Raw genomic sequence first — 22,060 nt, 5'->3', positions numbered from 1 at the left:
CATGGCTGGTGGGGTTCGGGTCCTTCGTCGGCGGATCAAGGCGACCCGCTCGACGAAGAAGATCACCAAGGCGATGGAGCTGGTCGCGACCAGCCGCATCGCCAAGGCCCAGGAGCGCGTCGCGGCCTCGCTGCCGTACGCGAACGCCATCACCGACGTGCTGACCGCGCTGGCGTCCAACACCAACGCACAGCACCCGCTGCTGGTGCCGCGCGACCCGGAGCACCGGGCCGGCGTGCTGCTGGTCACCAGCGACCGGGGTCTGTGCGGCGGCTACAACGCCAACGCGATCCGGCTCGCCGAGCAGCTCATCGCCCGTCTCAAGGCGCAGGGCAAGCAGGTGGCGCTGTACGTGGTCGGCCGCAAGGGGATCACTTACTACAACTTCCGCGGGCGCGAGCTCGCCGGGAGCTGGAGCGGGTTCTCCGAGCAGCCGCGCTTCGAGGACGCGCGCCGGGTCGGCGAGACGCTGATCCAGGCGTTCGTGCACGGGGCGGACGACAGCCTCAACGGGGCGGGCGCCGACGGCGTGCTGGGCGTGGACGAGTTGCACATCGTCTACACCGAGTTCAAGTCGCTCATGACGCAGACCGCGTCCACGAAGATCTTCGCGCCCATGCAGGTCGAGGAGCGCGAGGGTAGCAAGGACGAGCTGCTGCCGTCGTACGAGTTCGAGCCGAACGCGGAGGAGCTGCTCGACGCGCTGCTGCCGAAGTACATCAACACGCGGATCTACGCGGCGTTGCTGGACTCGGCCGCCAGCGAGTCGGCCTCCCGCCGCCAGGCGATGAAGAGTGCGACCGACAACGCGGACACCATGATCAAGTCGCTGACGCGGGAGATGAACTCCGCCCGCCAGGCCGCGATCACCCAGGAAATCAGTGAGATCGTCGGCGGCGTGAACGCGCTGGCGGCGGCGGGGAGTGAATGATGACTACTGACACGAAGGCGGGCGTCGGTCGAGTCGTCCGGGTCATCGGCCCGGTCGTCGACGTCGAGTTCCCGCGTGACGCGATGCCCGAGCTGTTCAACGCGCTGCAGGTCGACGTGACCCTGAGCGAGGGCACCCGGACGCTGACCCTCGAGGTGTCCAACCACCTCGGCGACAACGTCGTGCGCGCCATCTCGATGCAGCCGACCGACGGCATGGTCCGGGGCGCCCAGGTGCGTGACACCGGCTCGCCGATCAGCGTCCCGGTGGGCAACGCGACCAAGGGCAAGGTTTTCAACGTCCTCGGTGACTGCCTCAATCTCGAGAAGGGGCAGACGCTCGAGGTCACCGAGCGCTGGCCGATCCACCGCAAGCCTCCGGCCTTCTCGGAGCTGGAGCCGAAGACCGAGATGCTGGAGACCGGCGTCAAGGTGATCGACCTGCTCGCCCCGTACGTCAAGGGCGGCAAGATCGGTCTGTTCGGCGGCGCGGGCGTGGGCAAGACGGTGCTCATCCAGGAGATGATCATCCGCGTTGCCCGTAACTTCGGCGGTACCTCCGTCTTCGCCGGCGTGGGTGAGCGCACCCGTGAGGGCAACGACCTCATCCACGAGATGGCCGAGGCGAACGTGCTCGGCGACACCGCGCTGGTCTTCGGCCAGATGGACGAGCCCCCGGGCACCCGTCTGCGGGTCGCGCTGTCCGCGCTGACCATGGCCGAGTACTTCCGCGACGTGCAGAAGCAGGAGGTGCTGCTCTTCATCGACAACATCTTCCGCTTCACGCAGGCCGGTTCCGAGGTGTCCACGCTGCTCGGCCGTATGCCCAGCGCCGTGGGTTACCAGCCGACCCTCGCCGACGAGATGGGTGAGCTCCAGGAGCGCATCACCTCGGTGCGTGGCCAGGCCATCACCTCGCTGCAGGCCATCTACGTGCCCGCGGACGACTACACCGACCCGGCGCCGGCGACCACCTTCGCCCACCTGGACGCGACCACCAACCTCGAGCGCAAGGTGTCCGACAAGGGCATCTACCCGGCCGTGGACCCGCTGGCCTCGTCCTCGCGAATCCTGGCCCCGGAGTACGTCGGTGCCGAGCACTACGCCGTCGCCTCCGAGGTGAAGCGGATCCTGCAGAAGTACAACGACCTGCAGGACATCATCGCCATCCTCGGTATGGACGAGCTCTCCGAGGAAGACAAGATCACCGTGGCCCGCGCCCGGCGGATCGAGCGCTTCCTGTCGCAGAACACCTACGCGGCCAAGCAGTTCACCGGTGTCGAGGGTTCGACCGTGCCGGTGAAGGAGACCGTCGAGGCGTTCAAGAAGATCTCCCAGGGCGAGTACGACCACGTCCCGGAGCAGGCCTTCTTCATGTGCGGTGGCCTCGACGACCTCGAGAAGAACTACCGCGAGCTGACCAAGTAAGGCTCAGCGAAGTCGGTTCGAAGGCCCCGTTCCCTCCTGGGAGCGGGGCCTTCGGCATACCTCGGGTGGGTTCGACCTCGTTGTCCACTTCGTGGCGACGAAGACGGCGACCGAGACGGCGACGAAGAAGCTGCGCAAGGCGGCCCGGTGGGCCCGCTGGAGCGTGCTGGCGGGCACGGTGCTCATGCTGTTGAGCGGGGCCTCGCTGGTCACCGTGGACCGCCTGATCGCCCGCTACGAGGGCGCCGTGCACAAGGCGGACCTGTTCGGCGACGAGCAGCCGACCGAGGCCCGGGTCGCGGTCGAGCCCAAGCCGATCGAGGACCTGCACGGTCCGCTGAACATCCTGCTGGCGGGCATCGACCCACGGCACAGCGACCCGTACTGGATCCCGCGCGCCGACTCCGTGCTGATCATGCACATCCCGGCCGGGTTGGACCGCGGTTACCTGTTCTCGCTGCCGCGTGACCTGCTGGTGCCCATTCCGGCGTTCCCGAAGTCGAACTACGGCGGCAGCGCCTCCGAGAAGCTCGCGCACGCGATGTTCTTCGGCGCCCAGGTGCCGGGGGACCGGCGGGCCAACTACGCCCAGGGCTTCGAGCTGCTGGCCGCGACCGTCAGCGGATACACCGGCATTCCGCGCTTCGACGCGGGCGCGATCGTCAACTTCAGTGGATTCCGGCACATCATCGACGCGCTCGACGGCATCGACCTCACGATCGACGAGCAGGTCGTGTCGATCCACATGCAGCCCGACGGGGAGAAACGCAAGCCGGGGCGCAGTGCCAACGGCTACATCGGCCCCCAGATGACGTACGAGCCCGGCCACGCGCACCTCAACGGCTGGCAGGCGCTGGACTTCGCCCGGCAGCGCTACATCGCCGACGGCGACTACGGCCGCCAGCGTCACCAGCAGCAGGTGATCCGCGCGATGGTCAACAAGGGCGCCAGCGGCGACGTGCTGTCCGACCCGATCAAGCTGGACCGGGTGCTGCGCGCGGCGGGCGACTCGGTCACCTTCAGCGGCCGCGGCTACTCGATGCTGGACTGGGCTTTCGCGCTGCGGCAGATTCGGCCGGAGAACATCGTGATGGTGAAGCTGCTCGGCGGCGGGGTGGGCAGGTGGGTCGAGGACAAGGACGCCAAGTCCGACGACGAGGACAAGGCGGACGACGGGGACGAGGCGCCCAAGGACGACGACGCGAAGTCCGACGACAAGGGCGACAAGGACAAGAAGAAGGACGACAAGCCCAAGAAGAAGTACCAGTACCTGGGTGAGCAGCTCGACTACCCGTCCCGTACGTTCCTCACCTCGGTCGGGGACGGCACGGTGGAGCAGTTCCTGTTCATGCACCCGGAGATGCTCCAACGATGACGTCACAGTGAGCCGGTCCTGCTGCCGGTCGCCGATCACCTTTGGCTAGACTCGCCGGTACATCCATCTCGCGACCTGGCACGCCAGGTTGACCACCCTAGGCACTGAGGAGTCATCGTGGCCAAGCTGCTCCAGGTCGAGCTCGTTGCCGTCGAGGAGAAGGTCTGGTCCGGGCAGGCCGAGATGGTCATCGCCCGCACCACCGAGGGCGAGCTGGGCGTGCTGCCGAGCCACGCGCCGATGCTGGGCCAGATCGTGCCGGGCACGGTGCGGATCAAGCTCCAGGGCGGTGAGGAGCTGGTCTACGAGGTGAACGGCGGTTTCCTCTCCGTGACCGCCGAGTCGGTGACGGTGCTTGCCGAGACCGCCCTCCCGGTCGCCGCGTCCGCTCGCCACTGAGCCGACCGACGCGCCGCCCGGAACGCCGACGATGAGGTTGCTCGAGGCAGTCGCCATCATCCTCGTCGTCGCGCTCGCGCTGCTGGCCTTCCTGTTCGTGCGCCGCGAGATCTTCGCGCGCCGACACGGCACGGTCGAGCTCTACCTGCGCCTGCGTGAGCGTCCGGGCGGGCGCGGCTGGGCCCCGGGCTTCGCCCAGTTTCGCGGGGACTACCTGCGCTGGTACCGGATGTTCAGCCTGTCGCCCCGCCCCCGGCGCACGCTCTCCCGGCGGGATCTGACCGTCGTCAGCCGCCGCCCGCCGACCCAGGACGAGGCGATGCTGGTGCCCGCCGACTGGGTGGTGCTGCAGTGCGCCGACTCGCAGACCACGGTCGAGATCGCGATGCCGCTGCACACCGTGACCGGCTTCCTCTCCTGGCTGGAAGCCGCGGCGCCCTACTCCACCTGACCGCTCTCGGCCATGATCCGTTTTCGTGGACGCTGGGTGTCGCCATGGCAGCACCTGGCGTCCACGATTCAGGATCTTGCCCACAAGCGTGACGCGATCAGGACGGCCCGGCCGGGCGTGACAGCATCCGATAGCCGACCGGAATCGCCACGACCAGCAGCCCGACGATCCAGGCCAGCGCCGACAGCGCTGCCGCCGTCGGCCACGGACCGGAACCGTGCCACAGCGCGCGCAGCGCCGTCGCCACCACCGAGACCGGGTTCCACTCCGCGATCGGGCGCAGCCAGCCGGGCAGCTCGGCGGTGGGCAGGAACGCGCAGGACACCAGCACGAACGGGTACGTCCAGACCAGGCCGAGCCGACGGGCCCGCACGGGCGTACGCGCGGCCAGGCCCAGCACCACCGATACCCACGCGACAGCCTGACCGAACGCCAGCAGCAGCGCGAACCCGGCCGCGGCGCGGGCGGCGCCGGTGTCGATCCGCCAGCCCATCACCAGGCCGGTGGCGATGGTGACCGCCACCGCCGGCAATTGCGGGCCCAGGCTGGCGCCGACGTGCCCGAACAGCAGCGACCAGCGCGAGATCGGCAGGGCGCGGAACCGGTCCAGCGCCCCCCGGCGGCGGTCGGCGGCCAGCCCGACCGCGGTCAGGCCGCCGGCGAACGCCACCGCCTGGGTGAACACGCCCGGCAGCAGGAAGTCGCGGTAGTCGGCGACGGCGAGCACCGGGCCGATGACATACCCGAGGAAGAGTGCGATGACCACCGGTTGCCCGGCGGCGAGCAGCAGCAGTCCGGGCAGCCGCCAGGCCCGCAGCAGGTTGCGCCGCGCCAGCACGGCGCTGTCGGCCAGCATCGCGCCCAGCTCGCTCATGACGCGGCCCGGTGCGGCGTGGTTCGCTCGTTCACGTCCGGGCCTCCTCCTCGGCCACCGTCGGCGTCGCGGTCTGGCCGGTGAGCTTGAGGAACATGTCGTCCAGGCTGGCCCGGTGGATGCCGATGTCGACCGGTTCGATCCCGGCCGCGTCCAGTCGCCGCACCAGCTCGATCAGCGCCTGCGCGCCGCTGGTCACCGGGGCCTGGACCAGGTGCTGGTCGGGCAGCACGACCGCCTGGCCGCCGCAGACCCGGTTCAGGATGTCCTCGACCACCTGCGTCTCGGCCCGGTTGCCGAGCACGACCTGGATGCGCTCGCCGCCGATGCGGCGCTTCAGCTCCTCCGGGGTGCCCCCGGCGATGGCCCGGCCCCGGTCGATCACGATGATCTCGTCGGCGAGCTGGTCGGCCTCGTCCAGCTGCGCGGTGCACAGCAGCAGCGTGCAGCCTGCGCGGACGCGCTCGCCGAGCACGTCCCACATGCCCAGCCGCCCGCGCGGGTCCAGGCCCAGGGTGGGCTCGTCGAGCAGCAGCACCGGCGGCGCGGCGACCAGCGCCGCCGCCAGGTCGAGGCGGCGCCGCATGGCCAGCGAGTACGTGCGTACGGCCCGCGACCCGGCCTCGGCCAGGTGGAACCGCTCCAGCAGCTCCTCGGCCCGCGAGCGGGCCCGGCGGCGGCCCAGCCGGTGCAGCCGCCCGACCAGTTCCAACTGCTCGAACCCGGTGAGGAAGCCGTCGACGGCGGTCTGCTGGGCGCTCACGCCCAGGTGGCGGCGCGCGTGCTCCGGCTCGGCCACGACGTCGATGCCGTTGACGAAGCCGCGGCCCTGATCGGGCCGCAGCAGCGTGGCGAGGATGCGTACCGTGGTCGTCTTGCCGGCGCCGGTGGGCCCCAGCAGACCGAGCACGGTGCCCTGCGGCACGCTGAGGCTCAGCCCGGCCAGCGCCTTGACCTGGCCGTACCGTTTTGCGAGCCCCTCGGCGACGATCGCATCGGCCATGGCCTCACGGTAGCCACCGGGGCATTTCCGCGAGCCGGATCGCCGTTTTCAGCCCGCTACGAGTTCCACCTCATACCCCTGGGTGTCGTGCAGGTAGGCGGCGTAGGTGTCGGGGCCGCCCGCGAAGGGGTGCTTCTCCGGGAACATGAGCGTCCAGCCGTACGCGCTGGACTGCTCGACCAGGCGGTCGACGTCGGTGCGGGCCCCGGCGTGCAGGGCGAGGTGGTTGAGCCCCGGTGCGCAGCGGTCGTGGCGGTCGCCGGTCAGCGCCGGAGACTGCTCGAAGACCAGGTAGCCGGTGCCGTGCCGCCAGGAGACGCCCCCGGGGAAGCGCTGGAACTCGGTCCAGCCGAGTTCGGTCAGCAGCCAGCCCCAGGAGCGTTCGGTCTCGGCCAGGTCGGGGACCCAGACCTCGACGTGATGGATCACCGGTTGGCCCCGGGCACCCACTTGACGTCGGCAGTGCCGTTGGAGTTCGCCACGCGGCTGAGGATAAACAGCAGATCGGACAGCCGGTTGAGGTACTGTGCGCTCAGCGGGCTGGTGCGTGGCGCATCCGCCGCCAGCAGGGCGAACGAGCTGCGTTCAGCCCGGCGGGCAATGGTGCGGGCGACGTGCAGCAGTGCCGCTCCCGGCGTACCCCCCGGCAGGATGAACGAATCCAGCTTGGACAACCGAGCGTTGAACTCATCGCACCAGCCTTCCAGGCGGGTGACGTAGTCCTCGGTGATGCGAAGCGGTGGGTACTTGGGGTCGGGGGTGATGGGGTTGCACAGGTCGGCGCCCACGTCGAACAGGTCGTTCTGGACCCGCACCAGCACCTCGCGGACATCATCAGCTAAGTTGCCAAGGGCGAGCGCGACTCCCAGCGCGGCGTTGCACTCGTCCACATCGGCGTACGCGGCGATGCGCGGGTCGGTCTTGGCCACGCGCTCACCGCTGCCGAGCGCGGTGGTGCCGGCGTCGCCGGTCTTCGTGTAGATGCGGGTGAGGTGAACAGCCATGACAGCGAGCCTAATGGTGGTGGGTGGCGGTGAGTCCAGAGGAGCGTCACTGGGCGCGCGAATCGGTGATCCGGCTTCTACGATGGCCGACGTGGACGTGATCCGGGTCAGGGGCGGCGTACGGCTGGCCGGCGAGGTCGGCGTGGTCGGCGCGAAGAACTCCGCGCTCAAGCTGATGGCGGCGGCACTGCTGGCCGAGGGCGAGAGCGTGATCAGCAATGTGCCGCGGATCACCGACATCGCCCTGATGGGTGAGGTGCTACGACGGCTCGGCGCCGAGGTGGGGTTCGAGGACGACCAGGTGCGGATCAGCGTGCCCGCGCGACTGCACCCGGAGGCTGACTACGAGCTGGTGCGGCGCCTGCGCGCCTCGATCTGCGTGCTCGGGCCGCTGCTGGCCCGCTGCGGCCGGGTGCGGGTGGCGCACCCCGGCGGTGACGCGATCGGCTCGCGCGGCCTGGACATGCACGTGTCCGGCCTGGCCAAGATGGGCGCCGACATCAGCGGCGAGCACGGTTTCGTGGTCGCCGAGGCGCCCTCGGGCCTGCACGGCGCGCGGATCAGCCTCGACTTCCCCAGCGTCGGCGCGACCGAGAACCTGCTCATGGCGGCGGTGCTGGCCCGCGGCACCACGGTGATAGACAACGTGGCGCGCGAGCCGGAGATCGTCGACATCTGCCAGATGCTGATCGCCATGGGCGCGCGGATCCAGGGCGCGGGCACCTCGGAACTGGTGGTGCACGGCGTGGACCAGCTCCAGCCGGTCCGGCACGCCACCATCGGCGACCGGATCGTGGCCGGGACCTGGGCCTTCGGCTCGGCCATGACGCGCGGCGACGTGACCGTGCGCGGGGTCGACCCGCGCTGGCTGGAGATCGCCCTCGACAAGATCCAGCAGGCGGGCGGCGCCGTCGACTACGGGCCGGACTGGTTCCGGGTGCGGATGGCCGACCGACCCGCCGCCGTCGACGTCCGTACGCTGCCGTTTCCGGGCTTCGCCACCGACCTCCTGCCGATGGCGATCGGCATGGCGGCCGTCGCCGAGGGCGTCTCGCTGATCACCGAGAACATCTTCGACGGCCGGTTCATGTTCGCCGAGGAGCTCAAGCGGCTGGGCGCCGACATCCGGATCGAGGGCCACCACGCGATGGTTCGCGGGCGGTCGACGCTGTCCTGCGCCGAGGTCAGCGCCAGCGACATCCGCGCCGGGGCCGGGCTGGTCATCGCCGGGTTGTGCGGCGACGGGGTGACCACCATCCGGGCGGTGCACCACATCGACCGCGGCTACCCGGACTTCGCCAACGACCTGCGGTCGTTGGGCGTCGAGGTGGAGCGGGCCGAGGCCCCGGCAGATCCGGAGTACGGCTTCTGAGGCTGTGACATGCTCGCCGGCTACCGCGGCCCTGGCCGGTGCCGTCCTGCGCTTCACTCCGGACGGCACCGATGCTTCGCTCCGGACGGCATGGCGCGGCCGCTACCGCGGGCGACGTGAGTTATCCGACGAGGCGGCGGGCGCGCATGACCTCGTCGGCGAAGACGAGGATCCGGATGCGCCCGTCCGGCGCGGTGGCCAGGGTGGCCCGGATTCCGGCGCTGTGCAGGTGCTCGCGCAGTAGCGTCGCGTCGGCGAGCGTACGGACCACCGCGACGCTGGCCAGCAGGCCGTAGTCGTCGGTGCTCGGGGCGGTCGGCGCCACCGGTGCGGGAGTCTGCTCGTCGTGCTGGAAGCCGCGGTAGAGGATCACGGCCAGCACGGCGATCGTCAGGATCGCCACCATAGGCCCGGCGAGATATGCGCTCTCAGGCATGACCCAAGTGTGCACCCGCCTTGCGTTCATGTACGCACATTCGGGTTTCGGGCGGCGCACATTCGCATTTCCGGCAACGCACAATCAGCAAGAGGCCTGTCGAGGCCACCTGAGCGATCGTTTAGGCTCGACGGGACGACGTACTCGGGAGGCTTGGACAATGGCAGGGAAGCTCGCGGTGATCGGAGCCGGGCTCATGGGCTCCGGTATCGCGCAGGTGGCGGCGCAGGCGGGGTGGCAGGTCACGCTGCGCGACCTCGACGACGCGGCGACCGCGCGCGGCCTGGACGGCATCGGCAAGTCACTGAGCCGGTTCGCGGCCAAGGGCACCATCACCGAGCAGGACGCCCAGGAAGCCCTCGACCGCATCACCACCACCACCGACCTTGACGCCGCCGCCGAGGCCGACATCGTGATCGAGGCGGTCTTCGAGCGGCTGGAGATCAAGCAGGAGGTGTTCCGGGCCCTGGACCGCATCTGCAAGCCGGACGCGGTGCTCGGCACCAACACCTCGGCCATCCCGATCACCCAGATCGCGGCCGTCACCCAGCGGCCTGAGCAGGTCGTGGGCACCCACTTCTTCAGCCCGGTGCCGATGATGCGGCTGTGCGAGCTGGTGCGCGGGCTGCGTACCAGTGACGAGGCGCTGGCCACCGTACGGGCCTTCGCCGAGGGCATCGGCAAGACCTGCATCGTGGTGAACCGGGACGTGGCCGGGTTCGTGACCACCCGCCTGATCACCGCGCTGGTGGTCGAGGCGGTCAAGCTGGTCGAGTCGGGCGTGGTCAGCCCGGAGGACCTGGACACCGCCTGCAAGCTGGGCTTCGGGCACGCGATGGGGCCGCTGGCGACGGCGGACCTGACCGGGATCGACATCCTGGCGCACGCGGCCCGCAACATCCACACCGACACGGCCGACCCGAAGTTCTTCCCGCCGGAGCTCATGCAGCGCATGGTCACCGCGGGTGAGCTGGGGCGCAAGTCGGGGCGGGGCTTCTACCAGTACTGACCACGGGCACTGCGCCTACGCCGAGCAAGCCCGGCCCCACCCCGCTTAGCATCGACGCTGGCCTATCTAGAGGACGATTTTCGCTGATTCGTCTTCTGGATAGGCCAGCGTCGATTCAAGCCGGGCCGAACGTCGATTGAAGGTGGGCGGGGTGTCGGGTCAGGCGGGGGAGAGGGTGTGGCCGAGGAAGTCGAAGGCGGCCGGGGTGACCGTGTTCCAGTAGCGGCGGGTGTGGGCGCCCTCGGCGTACGCCGCCTTCGCGCCGGGAATCCGGCCCGCCAGCTCGCGCACCGCCGGGCAGAAGCCGTCCTGGCGGCCGCACCACAGCGACACGGGCAGCCCGGCGAGCTTCGCCGCGTCGGCGAAGACGCTGTCGCCCCGCGCCACGGCGGGCGAGAACGCCGCGACCGCGCGGTAGGCGGTGGGGGACACCTCGGCGGTACGCAGCACCCCGTACCCGCCCATGGACCAGCCCCAGAGCGCGATCCGGCTCACGTCGAAGCCGCGCTGGTCGCACCAGGCGGGCAGCTCCTCGGCGACCATCCGGCGCGGGTCGTCGGCGCCGGACGGCTCCCAGCGCAGGCGCCCGCCGGTCGCCCCGGCCAGCACGAACGGCGGGATGCCGCGGCGCACCGCGTCGGTGAGGAACCGGCCGAAGCCGAAGCGCGGAAAGTCGGCGGCGGTCGCCGACGCCCCGTGCAGCACCAGCACGACGGGCAGGCCCCTGCCGTCGCCGTGCCCCTCGGGCACCGCGGTGTAGAAGTCGACCTGCCTGCCCCGGGCGGCGGAGTCGCGCTGCTCCAGCCGCTCGTCGCCCAGCGGCACGTCCGGGATCAGCTCGAAGCCGTCGTCGTCGGTGTCGTCGGCGAAGGCCCGCCAGGTGCCGACCCCGGCGACGGTGAGGCCGAGGGCGGCGCCGCCCAGCAGGAGTGCCTGGCGGCGGTCCATCAGCCGTCCCGTCGGGTGGTCCAGCGGAAACCGAGCAGGCACAGCACCAGGCCGCCGATGCACCAGGCGGCGAGGACCAGGGCGACCTTGCCCAGCTCATACGAGCCGCCCACCTCCTGGGCGGCGAAGTCGGCGGGCAGGAAGACCGAGCGCAAGCCCTGGCACATCCACTTGAGGGGGAAGATCGCGGCGAACTGCTGCATCCAGTGCGGCAGGTCGGCGTAGTTGAAGAAGACACCGGAGGTGAACTGCAGGATCAGTGCGATCGGGGTGACGACGGCCGGGCCGGAGCGGCCGGACTTGGCCACGCCGGAGAAGGCGATGCCGCACAGCGTGCACGCGGTCAGGCCCAGCACGCTGACCCAGGCGAAGGTGAACCACTTCTGGCCGGTATCGGGAAGCGTGATGTCGTAGAACGCCACGGCCACCGCGAGCAGCAGCACGATCGACAGCAGCGCCAGCGCCGCCACGCACAGGATCTTGCCCGCGAAGTAGATCCACTTCGGCATCGGCGTGGAGCGGTAGCGCTTGAGCACGCCACGGTCCCGCTCGATCGGGATGGTGATGGCGAGGTTCTGGAAGCCGGTGGCCATGATGCCCGAGGCGATCATGCCGGTGACGAAGTACTGCGACAGCGTGACCGCGGGCGACACCCCGGGCGGGGTGATCACCGTGCTGCTGAAGATCGAGCCGAAGATCAGCATCAGCATCACCGGGAACAGCAGCGTGAAGACCAGCGACTCGCGGGTCCGCACGAACTGCTTGAACTCGATGCCGCCCTGCGCCAGGGCCAGGCTCACCCCACTGTCGCTCATGCCGAAGCCCCGCTTCGCGCGCCTTCGCCATGAGCTGTGTCGCTGTGCTCCATGATTCGCTCGCTCCGCTCGCTCATGCTGCCGCCTGCTCCTTCTCGCCCAGCATCTCCAGGTAGATGTCCTCCAGCGTCGGCCGGGTGACGGTCAGCTCCGGCACCTCGCCGCCGAAACGCTCCGACAGCCGCCGTACCGCGTCGGTGGGGTGGTCGGTCTGCTCGAAGCGTGCCTGGCCGTCCTCGCGCCAGCCGACGCGGGCCGTGGCCTGGTGTCGCCCGCCCAGCTCGGCCGGGGTGGAGACGGCGACCATGGCGCCGCGATTGATCACGCCGACCCGGTCGGCCAGCGCCTCGGCCTCGTCCAGGTAGTGCGTGGTGAGCAGGATCGTGGTGCCCTGGTGCGACAGCTGGCGGATCAGGTCCCAGAACTCGCGCCGGGCCGCCGGGTCGAAACCGGTGGTGGGCTCGTCGAGGAACAGCAGCTCCGGCTGGTTGATGATGCCCAGGGCCACGTCCAGGCGGCGCTTCTGGCCGCCGGAGAGCGTATGGGTGCGGGAGCCCGCCTTGTCGCTCAGGCCCACCCGCTCGATCACCTCGGCCGGGTCGTTCGCGTTCGGGTAGAAGCGGGCGAAGTGGCGCACCACCTCGCCGACCTTGAGTTCGTCGAACTCGCCGGTGCCCTGCAGCACGATGCCGATGCGCTTGCGCCAGTCGGCGCCCGCCTTGGCCGGGTCGACGCCGAGGACCGACACGTCGCCGCCGTCGCGCTGGCGGAAGCCCTCCAGGATCTCCACGGTGGTGGTCTTGCCCGCGCCGTTCGGGCCCAGCAGCGCGAACACCTCGCCGCGCCGTACCGTGAGATCCACTCCCGCGACGGCCTGGTTGTCCCGATAGGACTTGCGCAGACCGGAAACGCTGATAGCCAGCTCCTCGTCAGTCACACGCGCACGATACGCCTAGGCCGCACAAGGCCTCGCACACCGCGGGTACGGGGAGATCTGGACGACTCGCCCACCAGTGACATTGTTCACCGGATCAAGTTACTGAACGTTCACTTAGCATCGGCGTATGGAACCTCGCCTCGCCGATCGAGACCGTCCCTGGGTCATGCGCACCTACGCCGGCCACTCCAGTGCCTCGGCGACGAACGCGCTGTTCCGGCGCAACCTGGCCAAGGGCCAGACCGGGCTGTCGGTCGCGTTCGACCTGCCCACCCAGACCGGGTACGACGCCGACCACGAGCTCGCCGCGGGCGAGGTCGGCCGGGTCGGCGTGCCGGTGGCGCACCTCGGCGATGCCCGCGCGCTGTTCGAAGGCATCGACCTGGCCGCCGCGAACACCAGCATGACCATCAACGCCACCGCGATGTGGCTGCTCGCGCTGTACGTCACGGTCGCCCAGGAACAGGGCGCCGACCCGGCGCGGCTCGCGGGCACCACCCAGAACGACATCATCAAGGAGTACCTGTCCCGGGGGACGTACATCTTCCCGCCCGGCCCGTCGCTGCGGCTGACCACCGACGTCGTCGCGTGGACGGTCACCCACGCGCCCGCCTGGAACCCGGTCAACATCTGCTCGTACCACCTGCAGGAGGCCGGGGCCACGCCCGTGCAGGAGGTCGGCTTCGCGCTGGCCACCGCGGTCGGGCTGCTCGACCGGGTGCGCGACAGCGGCCAGGTCCCGCCCGAGCGGCTCGGCGACGTGGTGCAGCGAATCTCGTTCTTCGTCAACTCCGGAGTGCGCTTCGTCGAGGAGATGGCGAAGATGCGCGCGTTCACCCGGCTCTGGGACGAGATCACCCGCGACCGGTACGGCGTCACCGACCCCAGGCAGCGGCGGCTGCGCTACGGCGTACAGGTCAACTCGCTCGGGCTGACCGAGTCGCAGCCGGAGAACAACGTCGCCCGCATCGTGCTGGAGATGCTGGGCGTGACCCTGTCCCGGGACGCGCGTGCCCGCGCGGTGCAGCTGCCCGCCTGGAACGAGGCGCTGGGCCTGCCCCGCCCCTGGGACCAGCAGTGGTCGCTGCGACTGCAGCAGGTGCTCGCCTTCGAATCGGACCTGCTGGAGTACCCCGACCTGTTCGCCGGGTCGCACGTGGTCGAGGCGCTGGTCGACGAGATCGTCACCGGCGCGCGCCGCGAGCTGGAGCAGATCCTCGACCTGGGCGGGCCGGTGGCGGCGGTGGAGTCCGGGTACCTCAAGAGCGCGCTGGTCTCCTCCCTGGTCCACCGGCGACGGCGGGTCGAGTCGGGGCAGGACGTGGTCGTCGGCGTCAACCGGTACACCGAGACCGAGCCGTCCCCGCTGACGGCCGCCGGAGCGCAGGCGATCGAGCAGGTCGACCCGGCGGCCGAGCAGGCGGTGATCGCCTCGGTGCGGCAGTGGCGCGAGCGGCGCGACGCGCAGGCCGCCGCCGAGGCGCTGGACCGGCTGCGCGCCGAAGCCGCCGGGCGGGCCAATCTGATGGAAGCCACCTTGGCCTGCGTGCGCGCGGGTGTGACCACCGGCGAGTGGGCGGGCGTGCTGCGCGAGGTGTTCGGCGAGTACCGGGCGCCGACCGGGCTGGCCGGCGTCTCCGGTGGCGCCGACGCGGAGCTGGTCCGAGTCCGGGAGCGGGTCCGGGCCACGGCCCGGGAGCTGGGGCGGGAACGGCTGCGACTGCTGGTCGGCAAGCCGGGCCTGGACGGGCACTCCAACGGCGCGGAGCAGATCGCCGTACGGGCCCGCGACGCCGGGTTCGAGGTCGTCTACCAGGGCATCCGGCTGACCCCGGCGCAGATCGTCGCCGCCGCGGTGCAGGAGGACGTCGACCTGGTCGGCCTGTCGGTCCTGTCCGGCTCCCACCTCAACGCGGTCCCCGCGGTCCTGCGCGGCCTGCGTGAGGCGGGCCTGCCCGACCTGCCCGTGGTCGTGGGCGGCATCATCCCCGACGACGACGCGGTCACCCTCCTGGAGGCAGGTGTCGCCCGCGTCTTCACGCCCAAGGACTTCGGCCTCACCGACATCATGGACGAGCTGGTCACCGTCGTCCGCGACGCCACCCTCAGCCAGGTCAGGTGAGGGTGAGGGCGGCGGTGGAGAGCATGCCGGCTATGGCTACCAGGGCGGTCGCGCCGGGGTCCAGGCGGGCGCCCCAGTAACGGTCGGCCAGGTCGCGGGCGGGTACCAGGCCTGCCAGCGGGGCGGCCAGGATGAGCAGCCAGCCGCTGACGAAGCCGATCGGGCCGAAGGTCTGCAGGGTCAGGCCGAGCAGGGCGACGGCGGCCGAGCACACCGCGCCCACGGCGAACAGCAGCGGCAGGACCAGGGGCGGGAGCGGTTCGCCGCCGCGGCGGGCGCGGTCGATGCGGGCGGCGGCCGCCTCCAGCAGCGCGATCGGGTCCAGGATCGTGCCCTCGTGGGTGCCCGGTGCGGGGACCGGCGCCGGGGTCGGCCCGAGCCGGCGGCCGCGGCGGCCGCGTACCTCCTTGAGCTCGTCCCACAGGGCACCCGCGGCCAGGTCTGTCTGGGCCATCACCTTCTGCGCGTGCGCGGCGCGTGCCCCGGCGGCGACCACGGCGTCCTCGGCGGCGGCCAGGTCGTGCTCGACCGTGGCGACGCCGTCGGCGTGGGACTGGTTGGCCGCGGCGAGCGCGGTCTCATGGCGGCGCGAGGCGGCGACCAGGTCGGCGATCAGGGCGCGGTAGCGGGCCGCTGGGGTCGAGGTCACGGCGCCACCTCGTACGGGATGACGAGCTGCGGCCGCTGGTGCACGGCCCGGTCGAAGTGCAGCGCCCGGCCGGTTCGGGGCGCCCACGCCGGGCCGCCCGCCTGCGGGTACAGCGGGGACAGCTCGGGGCCGTGCACGTCGAGCGCGACCCAGGCACCGATGGTGTCGAAGCGGGCCCCGACGCCGCCCAGGTCGTCACGCAGCCGGGCGACGGTGCGCCACCAGCCCAGCAGGTGGGTACGCCGTTCCGGTCCCCGGGTCAGCACCGTGCGCAGCAGTTCGTGCCCGCTGGGCAGCCCCGGTCCGGGCTTGGCGGCGAGCCGGTCGTGCACCGCGTCCAGGGCGAAGCCGAACACGTAGTGCGGGGTCTCGTCGGTGTCGGCGGCCGCGGCGCGCAGCAGGGCGTGCACGTCGTCGACGGCGTACCAGTCGCAGCGGTGGCGGGCGGCGACCAGCGCGTGCAGCGACTTCGCGGCGGTGGTCGCGTCGTCGTCCAGGCACAGCAGGCTGAACCGGGCCGTGCCCGGGGCGTGCTGCCCGGCCAGCGCGTGCCCGGCCGCGAGCAGGATCGCGCAGGCCTCCTCGACCCGGGTGCCGAGCACGGCCAGGTTGCGGCCGGGGGCCCGGTTGAGCCGCAGGGTGGCCGGTCGGCCGCCGACGTCGATGGTCTCGCCGAGCAGCGCGACCGCGCCCAGCCGGGCGAGCAGTTCCGGGTCGGGGGTGGGCGGCAGCAGCGGGAACAGGGGCCGGGCGTCGCCGTCGAACAGCCGCGGCGGCTCGCTGCCGGGCGTACGGGCCAGCCACAGCTGCTCCTGCAGGCTGAGCCAGGTGCCGCGGTCGCCCGCGTCGGGCAACCGGACCACGGTGTTGGCCGAGGGCACGCCCGAGTCGGCGTTGACCACGGCATGGCAGCGGGGGATCAGCTCGGCGGCCAGGTTCACGTCGGACAGGATCCGCCGCGCCTTGGGCAGCGCGATCCGCAGCGTGAACTGCGAGACGAGGCCGGAGCGGCCCCACAGGGCCTCGATGCCGGAGACGTCCTGGCTGGCCAGCACCAGGTGGATGCCCTGCGAGCGGCCGCGCCGGGCCAGGTCTTCGAGCAGGTTGACCGCCTCGGTGGTGACCGCGTCGCGGGCCCCCAGCAGCACCTGGAACTCGTCGATGACGGCGACGATGCGCGGCCAGTTGCCGGTCGGGTCCTCGGCGCGCAGCTCGGCCAGCTTGGTGGCCTCGTGCGCCTTGGCGGCGGCGGCGCGGCGCTTGAGCTCGTCGGCCAGGTGCCGCAGCAGGGCCAGGCCGAACTCGCGGTCGGCGTTGACGTTGACGCCGACCAGGCGTACCTGCGGCAGCCAGCTCGGATCGCGGGTGCCCGGCGCGAACCGGGCGAAGGACACGCCCTCCTTGAAGTCCAGCAGGTACAGCGCCAGCTCGTCGGGGGAGTAGCGGGTGGTCAGCGCGGCCAGCCAGCAGTAGAGCAGGTTCGTCTTGCCGGAACCGGACGGGCCGCCGATCAGCGCGTGCGGCGGGTCGTCGCCGAGCACCAGTTCGACCAGGCGGCCGTCGGTGCCCTCGCCGATCGGCGCGCGCAGCGCCTCGGCCGAGGACTGCTGCCACGGCTGCTCGGGCAGCAGCGCCGCGAACGGCACCGGCGGCGGCCCGGCGGTGGCCTGCTCGGCCAGGGCCCGGCAGACGCCGGTGAGCAGGGTCGCGTTCGGCGGCGGGTCGAGCTGCACCGGGATCTCGCCGGTCAGGCTGGTCCGGGCGGCGCCGGCGCCGATGGTGATCGACTCGACGCCGGTGTCGGCGGCCAGGTCGAAGCCCCGGCTGATCAGGTGTACGCCCGCCGCGACCCCGCTGCGGGCCACCCGGTGGAGCTGCGCGCGCTCGGCCCGGCTCAGCTCGGCGCCGTTCGGGTCGGCCAGCAGCACCGCCACCCGCCACGGCTCGGGGCGGCGGCCGGTCTCGGCGGCCAGTTCGGCGACGCTGAGGTAGACCCCGCCCAGCACGTTCTCGTTGATGCGGCGGATCTGCTCGGCGAGGTCGTCGAGCAGCGGGGCGAGGCCGCCCGGCCCCAGGTATGTGATCATGCCGCCCGCCGCGAGCGGGGCCAGCCCGGCCAGGGCGCCGCCGAGCTGGCCAGGGTCGTACACGGTGACCCGGAGCGCGCCCGCCGGGACGCTGGCCAGGGCGCGCAGCAGCAGCGCGCCGATCAGGCCGTCGACGGTGGCGGTGGCGTCGCCGGACAGGCTCAGATGGGCCGCGTCCAGCAGCGGCACCAGCGCGGGCGGCGCGTCGGCGCCGGGCTCGTGGCCGAGCACGCCGATGCGCAGCAGCCCCGGCGCGAAGCCGGTCTGCTGGTCGGGTTTGGCACCGGGGCGCCAGGTCGCCCAGAGGCTGCCCGCGGCGCCCGGCGCGGCGGCCTCGGCCAGTTCGCGCAGGGTGCCGGTGAGCTTGCCAGTCTCCCGCTGCCAGCGGGTCTGCGCCTCGGCGCGGGCGGCGTCGCGCGCGTCCTGCAGCTCCTGGCGGCGCCGGGGGGCCGAGCGGCGGACGGCTTCCAGCTGCTCGCTGGCGGCGATGCGGGCGGTGACCGTGGCGGCCTGCGCGGCGCGCGCGGCGTGGCGCGCGGCGGCCAGTTCCCGGCGTACGGCCGCGACGATCCCGCGGCCGCCCTGCCGGGTGTCGGCGGAGCGGGGCGCGGGATCGTCGGGCAGCGGCGGCTCAGCCACCGCTGCGGCGCTTGGGGGGCTGCGTGGCCCGCCCCAGCTCGTCGACGGCCGAGCGCCGGCGGCCGCTGTCGGTGATGCGTAGCGCGGCCCGGTGCGCCTCGGCCCGCTCGCTGGCCCGCTGCTGGGCGGCTCCGGCGGCGACCCGTTCGGCCTCGATGATCTCGGTGAGCGCGTCGGCGTCGCGGCCGGTGGCGCGCAGCATCGCGGCGACCAGCAGCGCGGCCGCGGTGGCGGCGTCGACCGGATGCGTCGGCGTACGGTCGACGGGCCGGTGCGTCCGGGCGTGGCAGATCCGGGCCACGATCTCCTCGGCCGCCTCGGCGGGCAGCTGCGGCAGCAGTTCGGCGGACAGCGGCAGCGCGGCGCGCCGCACTCGGGCCAGATCCTCCAGCCGGGGCGGGTAGCCGACCAGTTCGGCGGCGAGGTGACGGACCAGCGGCGGTGCGATCGCGGCCAGGCCCAGCCCGACGGCGGGCCCGGCGGCGGCGAGGTGGCGGTGCAGGCGGCGGCGGTCGCCGTCCAGCGCGGCACGGGCGCAGCGGCGCAGCAGCTCGGCGGTGGACTGGGCGGCGTCGGCGCGGTCGTCGGCCAGCGTGTCGACGGCGAAGGATTCGCCGGTCACGGTGGCGATGCGCTCGCCCCACCAGTCGGACAGGCCGCAGTCGGCGGCGGCGCGGGCGGCCGCACCCCGTCCGGCCTGCACCGGAACGGCGGCGGTCCAGCCGTCGTCGGTGCGGCGGTGGGCGTCGACGGGCATGCCCAGCACCAGCGCGTACTCGTCCAGGGAGTCCTGGGCGACACGCAGCGCGGCGGCGGCGTGCTCCAGGCGCTCGACGGCGCGGCTGAGGTCGGGCACCGCGACCGGCGTGGCGCTGTGGTGCAGCACCCAGGCCAGCAGGCCCGACGCGGTACGCAGTCGTTCGGTCGCCCCGGCCACCTGTGGCAGTGGCAGCTCCTCGCGGGCGAGGCGGAGCTGGTCGGCCAGATCTTCGACGAGACTCATGCCCTGCGCCTCACAGCGTCGCGACGTACGACTCGGCCTGCTCGACCGCGCGCAGCGTCGCGGTCAGGCATTCCTCGAGTTCGGTGGCGGCCTGGGCCAGTGCCGCCTGGGCGGCGGTGACAGCTTCGTGGCCGGATCCCTCGACGGCGGTGGCGAGGCTGAGTTGCGCCTCACCGAGCCGGTCGTTGGCCGAGCGCACCGCGTCCTGGCCTTCCTGCACATGCAGCATGGCGGCATCGATGGCGGCTTTGACCTCGGCGACGCTGGCCACGGCACCTCCATGGGGGAATCAGATGGAATGAACCTCCGAGAGTATGCCGTTTTACCCCGATTAAACGCCTTTCGCCACGCCTGGCGAGCATTGTTACTTTCGTGACAGTACCCGGGCGGCCCGTCGTTCCCGGCGCTTGCGCGCAGCCACCACGGCCAGCCAGACCAGCAACGCCACGCCGAAGATGACCAGGAACGGGACGATGATCGCGACGACCGACAGGCTCACACTCGCGGTGTCCTCGACGGTCGACACGATCGGGGCGGCCACACCCACCGTGGCCAGATTCAGCGCGGGTCTCGCGACCGCCTTGGTGCCGTGCACCGTCAGCGAGATCAGCACGCCGATGACGATCGGTATCCACATCTTCTGCGTGAACAGATCGGCCGGGTTCTCCACCGTCACCGTCTGCGAACCGGAGCCCGCGGCGAAGGCCATACCGCCCGCGGTCGGTCTGACCACGGTCTGCACCACGTCGTTGACGCTGTCCACCGCCGGGATCTTGTCCGCCACGAACTCGATCGCCAGCAGCACCGCGAGGATCAGCAACACCCAGCCGTTGCTCAGCCAGTGCCAGGGGCCCGGCAGCGTGATCAGGTGGGTGTAGCGGGCCAGCAGGCCGACCACCATCAGCGGGATGTACGCATTGAGCCCCGCCGCCGTGGCCAGACCGGTACCGGTCAGAAGTTCAAGCACCGTCCAAGCATGGCACCATTCGGGCGACACCGCGTTTCGGGCGCCGCAGGGCCCATCGCCTAGGCTGGGTCGGTGCGCCTAGTCATCGCCCGCTGCACCGTCGACTACGTCGGCCGTCTGTCGGCTCACCTGCCCTCGGCCAAGCGCCTGCTCATCGTCAAGGCCGACGGATCGGTCTCCATCCACGCCGACGACCGGGCCTACAAGCCGCTGAACTGGATGAGCCCGCCCTGCAAGCTCGAAGAGGCGCCGGGTGTGTGGCGCGTGGTGAACAAGGCGGGCGAGGAGCTGCGGATCACCCTGGAGGAGATCTTCGAGGACTCCTCACACGACCTCGGGGTCGACCCCGGCCTGCAGAAGGACGGCGTGGAGGCGCACCTGCAGGAACTGCTGGCCGCCGCTCCGCAGACCTTCGGCGAGGGGTTCACGCTGGTGCGCCGGGAGTACATGACCGCGATCGGCCCGGTCGACCTGCTGTGCCGGGACGCCAAAGGCGCGCACGTCGCGGTCGAGGTGAAGCGGCGCGGCGAGATCGACGGCGTGGAGCAGCTGACCCGGTACCTGGAACTGCTCAACCGCGATCCGCTGCTGGCGCCGGTCGCGGGCTTGTTCGTCGCGCAGGAGATCAAACCGCAGGCCCGGGTGCTCGCCACCGACCGCGGCATCCGCTGCGTCGTGGTCAACTACGACCGCCTCCGCGGCGTCGAACGCGACGAGCTGACGCTGTTCTGACCCGCACCCGCCGCTGACTCGAGCCTGCCGCTGACCCGCACCCGCCGCGGGCGCGCCTGCCGACATCACGATGAGTAGTTGTGCGCGTACCTTCCGTACGGCATGGTATCGGTAGTTTGCACCATTTCCTCGATATAACCGATTCGGCCTCCCAAACGGGAGTTCCGATCTTCTATCGAGGAGAGACGTGAAAGCCTTCACCCGACGTCGGGCGCACCGCGCGCTGAGCGTGGCGGGCCTGGCAGCCGCGACGCTGTTGGCGTTCAGTGGCTTCGCCCAGGCCGAACCCGAGGCAGCGGCCACCATCAAGGCCTGCGTGCACAAGAAGACCGGCGACGTACGCATCGTCGAGTTGCCCAAGAGCGGCGGCACCGGCTGCGGCAAGGACGAACGCCCCACCATGTGGAACGTCCGGGGACCCCGCGGCCCGCAGGGCGAACCCGGTGAGCAGGGTCCGCCCGGAGCGACCGCGACGCCGGCCGCCTTCGCCCAGACGGGTAGCGGCAGCTTGCCGCTGGCGTCGACGGCCGTCGTCACGATCCCGGACGTGCCCGCGGGCCGCTACGAGTTGACGGCCACCGTGAACGCGCTGTCGCTGGACGGTCCGGCCGCGTTCGTCTGCGACCTGCGGGCCGAGAACACGGTCGGAGTCATCCTCGAGATCAAGTCGGGGCTTCAGGTGACCGGAGAGCACGGCAGCAGTGGCGCCGCCACGGCGGGGACCGTCCTGCCGCAGGCGAGCGACATCGTCCTGACCTGCGCCGGTGTGGGTTCCTACTTCGCCGCGGTCAACGCGGTCGCCGTGTCCGGCCCGCCCACGGCCCCCTGACCAGCCCGCGGGGGTGCACCGTGCACCCGTTCCGGGGCGAGCCCGCGTCGA

The 22,060-nt window shown here is 71.7% G+C and carries 23 protein-coding genes; 10 read left to right on the top strand and 13 right to left on the bottom strand.

The window, feature by feature from the left end:
- The first annotated feature begins 1 nt into the window (after position 1).
- The 5 genes from KUA19_RS01760 to KUA19_RS01740 all read left to right on the top strand — a co-directional run bounded on the left by KUA19_RS01760 (position 2) and on the right by KUA19_RS01740 (position 4,583).
- Entirely contained in the window at positions 2–931 is a 930-nt protein-coding gene (locus tag KUA19_RS01760) for a F0F1 ATP synthase subunit gamma (RefSeq protein ID WP_217394139.1), read from the top strand.
- On the top strand, positions 931–2,358 hold the full coding sequence (gene atpD / locus KUA19_RS01755; protein ID WP_217394138.1) for a F0F1 ATP synthase subunit beta: 1,428 nt from the start codon (positions 931–933) through the stop codon (positions 2,356–2,358). The genes KUA19_RS01760 and atpD overlap by 1 nt, the downstream gene beginning before the upstream one ends.
- Before the next feature lie 91 nt (positions 2,359–2,449).
- Positions 2,450–3,733: an LCP family protein gene (locus KUA19_RS01750; RefSeq protein WP_217394136.1), complete on the top strand. Its 1,284-nt coding sequence runs from the start codon at positions 2,450–2,452 to the stop codon at positions 3,731–3,733.
- 117 nt (positions 3,734–3,850) lie between these two features.
- Entirely contained in the window at positions 3,851–4,132 is a 282-nt protein-coding gene (locus KUA19_RS01745; protein WP_217394134.1) for a F0F1 ATP synthase subunit epsilon, read from the top strand.
- A 31-nt stretch (positions 4,133–4,163) separates the two neighbouring features.
- Positions 4,164–4,583, top strand: coding sequence for a DUF2550 domain-containing protein (locus KUA19_RS01740; protein WP_217394132.1), 420 nt, complete (start codon positions 4,164–4,166; stop codon positions 4,581–4,583).
- Between the two features lie 97 nt (positions 4,584–4,680).
- Here KUA19_RS01740 and KUA19_RS01735 read toward each other — a convergent pair whose 3' ends face one another.
- From KUA19_RS01735 to KUA19_RS01720, 4 genes are read right to left on the bottom strand one after another with little or no spacing between them, the layout of a single operon-like run.
- Positions 4,681–5,457, bottom strand: a complete 777-nt coding sequence (locus tag KUA19_RS01735) for an ABC transporter permease (protein ID WP_217394130.1) — start codon at positions 5,455–5,457, stop codon at positions 4,681–4,683.
- A 31-nt stretch (positions 5,458–5,488) separates the two neighbouring features.
- On the bottom strand, positions 5,489–6,460 hold the full coding sequence (locus KUA19_RS01730) for an ATP-binding cassette domain-containing protein (RefSeq protein ID WP_217394128.1): 972 nt from the start codon (positions 6,458–6,460) through the stop codon (positions 5,489–5,491).
- A gap of 48 nt (positions 6,461–6,508) precedes the next feature.
- Positions 6,509–6,889: a VOC family protein gene (locus KUA19_RS01725; protein WP_308167273.1), complete on the bottom strand. Its 381-nt coding sequence runs from the start codon at positions 6,887–6,889 to the stop codon at positions 6,509–6,511.
- Complete coding sequence (locus KUA19_RS01720; protein ID WP_217394125.1) at positions 6,886–7,464, bottom strand: cob(I)yrinic acid a,c-diamide adenosyltransferase; 579 nt, start codon at positions 7,462–7,464, stop codon at positions 6,886–6,888. The genes KUA19_RS01725 and KUA19_RS01720 overlap by 4 nt, the downstream gene beginning before the upstream one ends.
- A gap of 82 nt (positions 7,465–7,546) precedes the next feature.
- Here KUA19_RS01720 and murA point away from each other — a divergent pair, with 82 nt between their 5' ends.
- Positions 7,547–8,836, top strand: a complete 1,290-nt coding sequence (gene murA / locus KUA19_RS01715; protein WP_217394123.1) for a UDP-N-acetylglucosamine 1-carboxyvinyltransferase — start codon at positions 7,547–7,549, stop codon at positions 8,834–8,836.
- Between the two features lie 121 nt (positions 8,837–8,957).
- Here murA and KUA19_RS01710 read toward each other — a convergent pair whose 3' ends face one another.
- Complete coding sequence (locus KUA19_RS01710) at positions 8,958–9,272, bottom strand: hypothetical protein (protein WP_217394121.1); 315 nt, start codon at positions 9,270–9,272, stop codon at positions 8,958–8,960.
- 160 nt (positions 9,273–9,432) lie between these two features.
- Between KUA19_RS01710 and KUA19_RS01705 the strand changes: the two genes are divergently transcribed.
- Positions 9,433–10,281, top strand: a complete 849-nt coding sequence (locus KUA19_RS01705; RefSeq protein WP_217394119.1) for a 3-hydroxyacyl-CoA dehydrogenase family protein — start codon at positions 9,433–9,435, stop codon at positions 10,279–10,281.
- 159 nt (positions 10,282–10,440) lie between these two features.
- On the opposite strand, the gene KUA19_RS01700 is transcribed toward KUA19_RS01705, so the two are convergent.
- The 3 genes from KUA19_RS01700 to KUA19_RS01690 form a co-directional block, all read right to left on the bottom strand.
- Complete coding sequence (locus KUA19_RS01700) at positions 10,441–11,271, bottom strand: alpha/beta hydrolase-fold protein (protein WP_308167272.1); 831 nt, start codon at positions 11,269–11,271, stop codon at positions 10,441–10,443.
- Positions 11,229–12,044, bottom strand: a complete 816-nt coding sequence (locus KUA19_RS01695) for an ABC transporter permease (RefSeq protein WP_217394117.1) — start codon at positions 12,042–12,044, stop codon at positions 11,229–11,231. The genes KUA19_RS01700 and KUA19_RS01695 overlap by 43 nt, the downstream gene beginning before the upstream one ends.
- Before the next feature lie 73 nt (positions 12,045–12,117).
- Positions 12,118–12,981, bottom strand: coding sequence for an ABC transporter ATP-binding protein (locus tag KUA19_RS01690; protein WP_308167271.1), 864 nt, complete (start codon positions 12,979–12,981; stop codon positions 12,118–12,120).
- Positions 12,982–13,108: 127 nt separating this feature from the next.
- Here KUA19_RS01690 and KUA19_RS01685 point away from each other — a divergent pair, with 127 nt between their 5' ends.
- Complete coding sequence (locus KUA19_RS01685; protein ID WP_217394115.1) at positions 13,109–15,103, top strand: ethylmalonyl-CoA mutase; 1,995 nt, start codon at positions 13,109–13,111, stop codon at positions 15,101–15,103.
- Here the strand turns inward: KUA19_RS01685 and KUA19_RS01680 are convergent.
- The 5 genes from KUA19_RS01680 to KUA19_RS01660 all read right to left on the bottom strand — a co-directional run bounded on the left by KUA19_RS01680 (position 15,096) and on the right by KUA19_RS01660 (position 20,448).
- On the bottom strand, positions 15,096–15,752 hold the full coding sequence (locus tag KUA19_RS01680) for a hypothetical protein (protein ID WP_217394113.1): 657 nt from the start codon (positions 15,750–15,752) through the stop codon (positions 15,096–15,098). The two genes, KUA19_RS01685 and KUA19_RS01680, sit on opposite strands and share 8 nt — an antisense overlap.
- Positions 15,749–18,409 (bottom strand): FtsK/SpoIIIE domain-containing protein, encoded by a 2,661-nt coding sequence (locus KUA19_RS01675; protein WP_217394655.1) that lies wholly within the window; start codon positions 18,407–18,409, stop codon positions 15,749–15,751. Before KUA19_RS01675 ends, KUA19_RS01680 begins: the two co-directional genes overlap by 4 nt.
- A gap of 61 nt (positions 18,410–18,470) precedes the next feature.
- The gene (locus tag KUA19_RS01670) at positions 18,471–19,481 is read right to left on the bottom strand and encodes a hypothetical protein (RefSeq protein ID WP_217394111.1); all 1,011 of its coding nucleotides are present in this window, start codon (positions 19,479–19,481) and stop codon (positions 18,471–18,473) included.
- Between the two features lie 10 nt (positions 19,482–19,491).
- Entirely contained in the window at positions 19,492–19,752 is a 261-nt protein-coding gene (locus KUA19_RS01665; protein WP_217394109.1) for a hypothetical protein, read from the bottom strand.
- Positions 19,753–19,845: 93 nt separating this feature from the next.
- Entirely contained in the window at positions 19,846–20,448 is a 603-nt protein-coding gene (locus tag KUA19_RS01660; protein ID WP_217394107.1) for a DUF4126 domain-containing protein, read from the bottom strand.
- A 72-nt stretch (positions 20,449–20,520) separates the two neighbouring features.
- On the opposite strand from KUA19_RS01660, the gene nucS reads away from it, so the two are divergent.
- Both nucS and KUA19_RS01650 read left to right on the top strand, forming a co-directional pair.
- Positions 20,521–21,180, top strand: a complete 660-nt coding sequence (nucS, locus tag KUA19_RS01655; protein ID WP_217394105.1) for an endonuclease NucS — start codon at positions 20,521–20,523, stop codon at positions 21,178–21,180.
- Between the two features lie 187 nt (positions 21,181–21,367).
- Entirely contained in the window at positions 21,368–22,009 is a 642-nt protein-coding gene (locus tag KUA19_RS01650) for a hypothetical protein (RefSeq protein ID WP_217394103.1), read from the top strand.
- The last annotated feature ends 51 nt before the right edge of the window (positions 22,010–22,060 follow it).

Origin of the sequence: Catellatospora tritici, assembly GCF_019083965.1 — a bacterium.
GTDB lineage: Bacteria > Actinomycetota > Actinomycetes > Mycobacteriales > Micromonosporaceae > Catellatospora > Catellatospora tritici.
The sequence above is the reverse complement of the archived record's forward strand: the minus strand, read 5'-3'. Positions and strand labels throughout refer to the sequence as shown.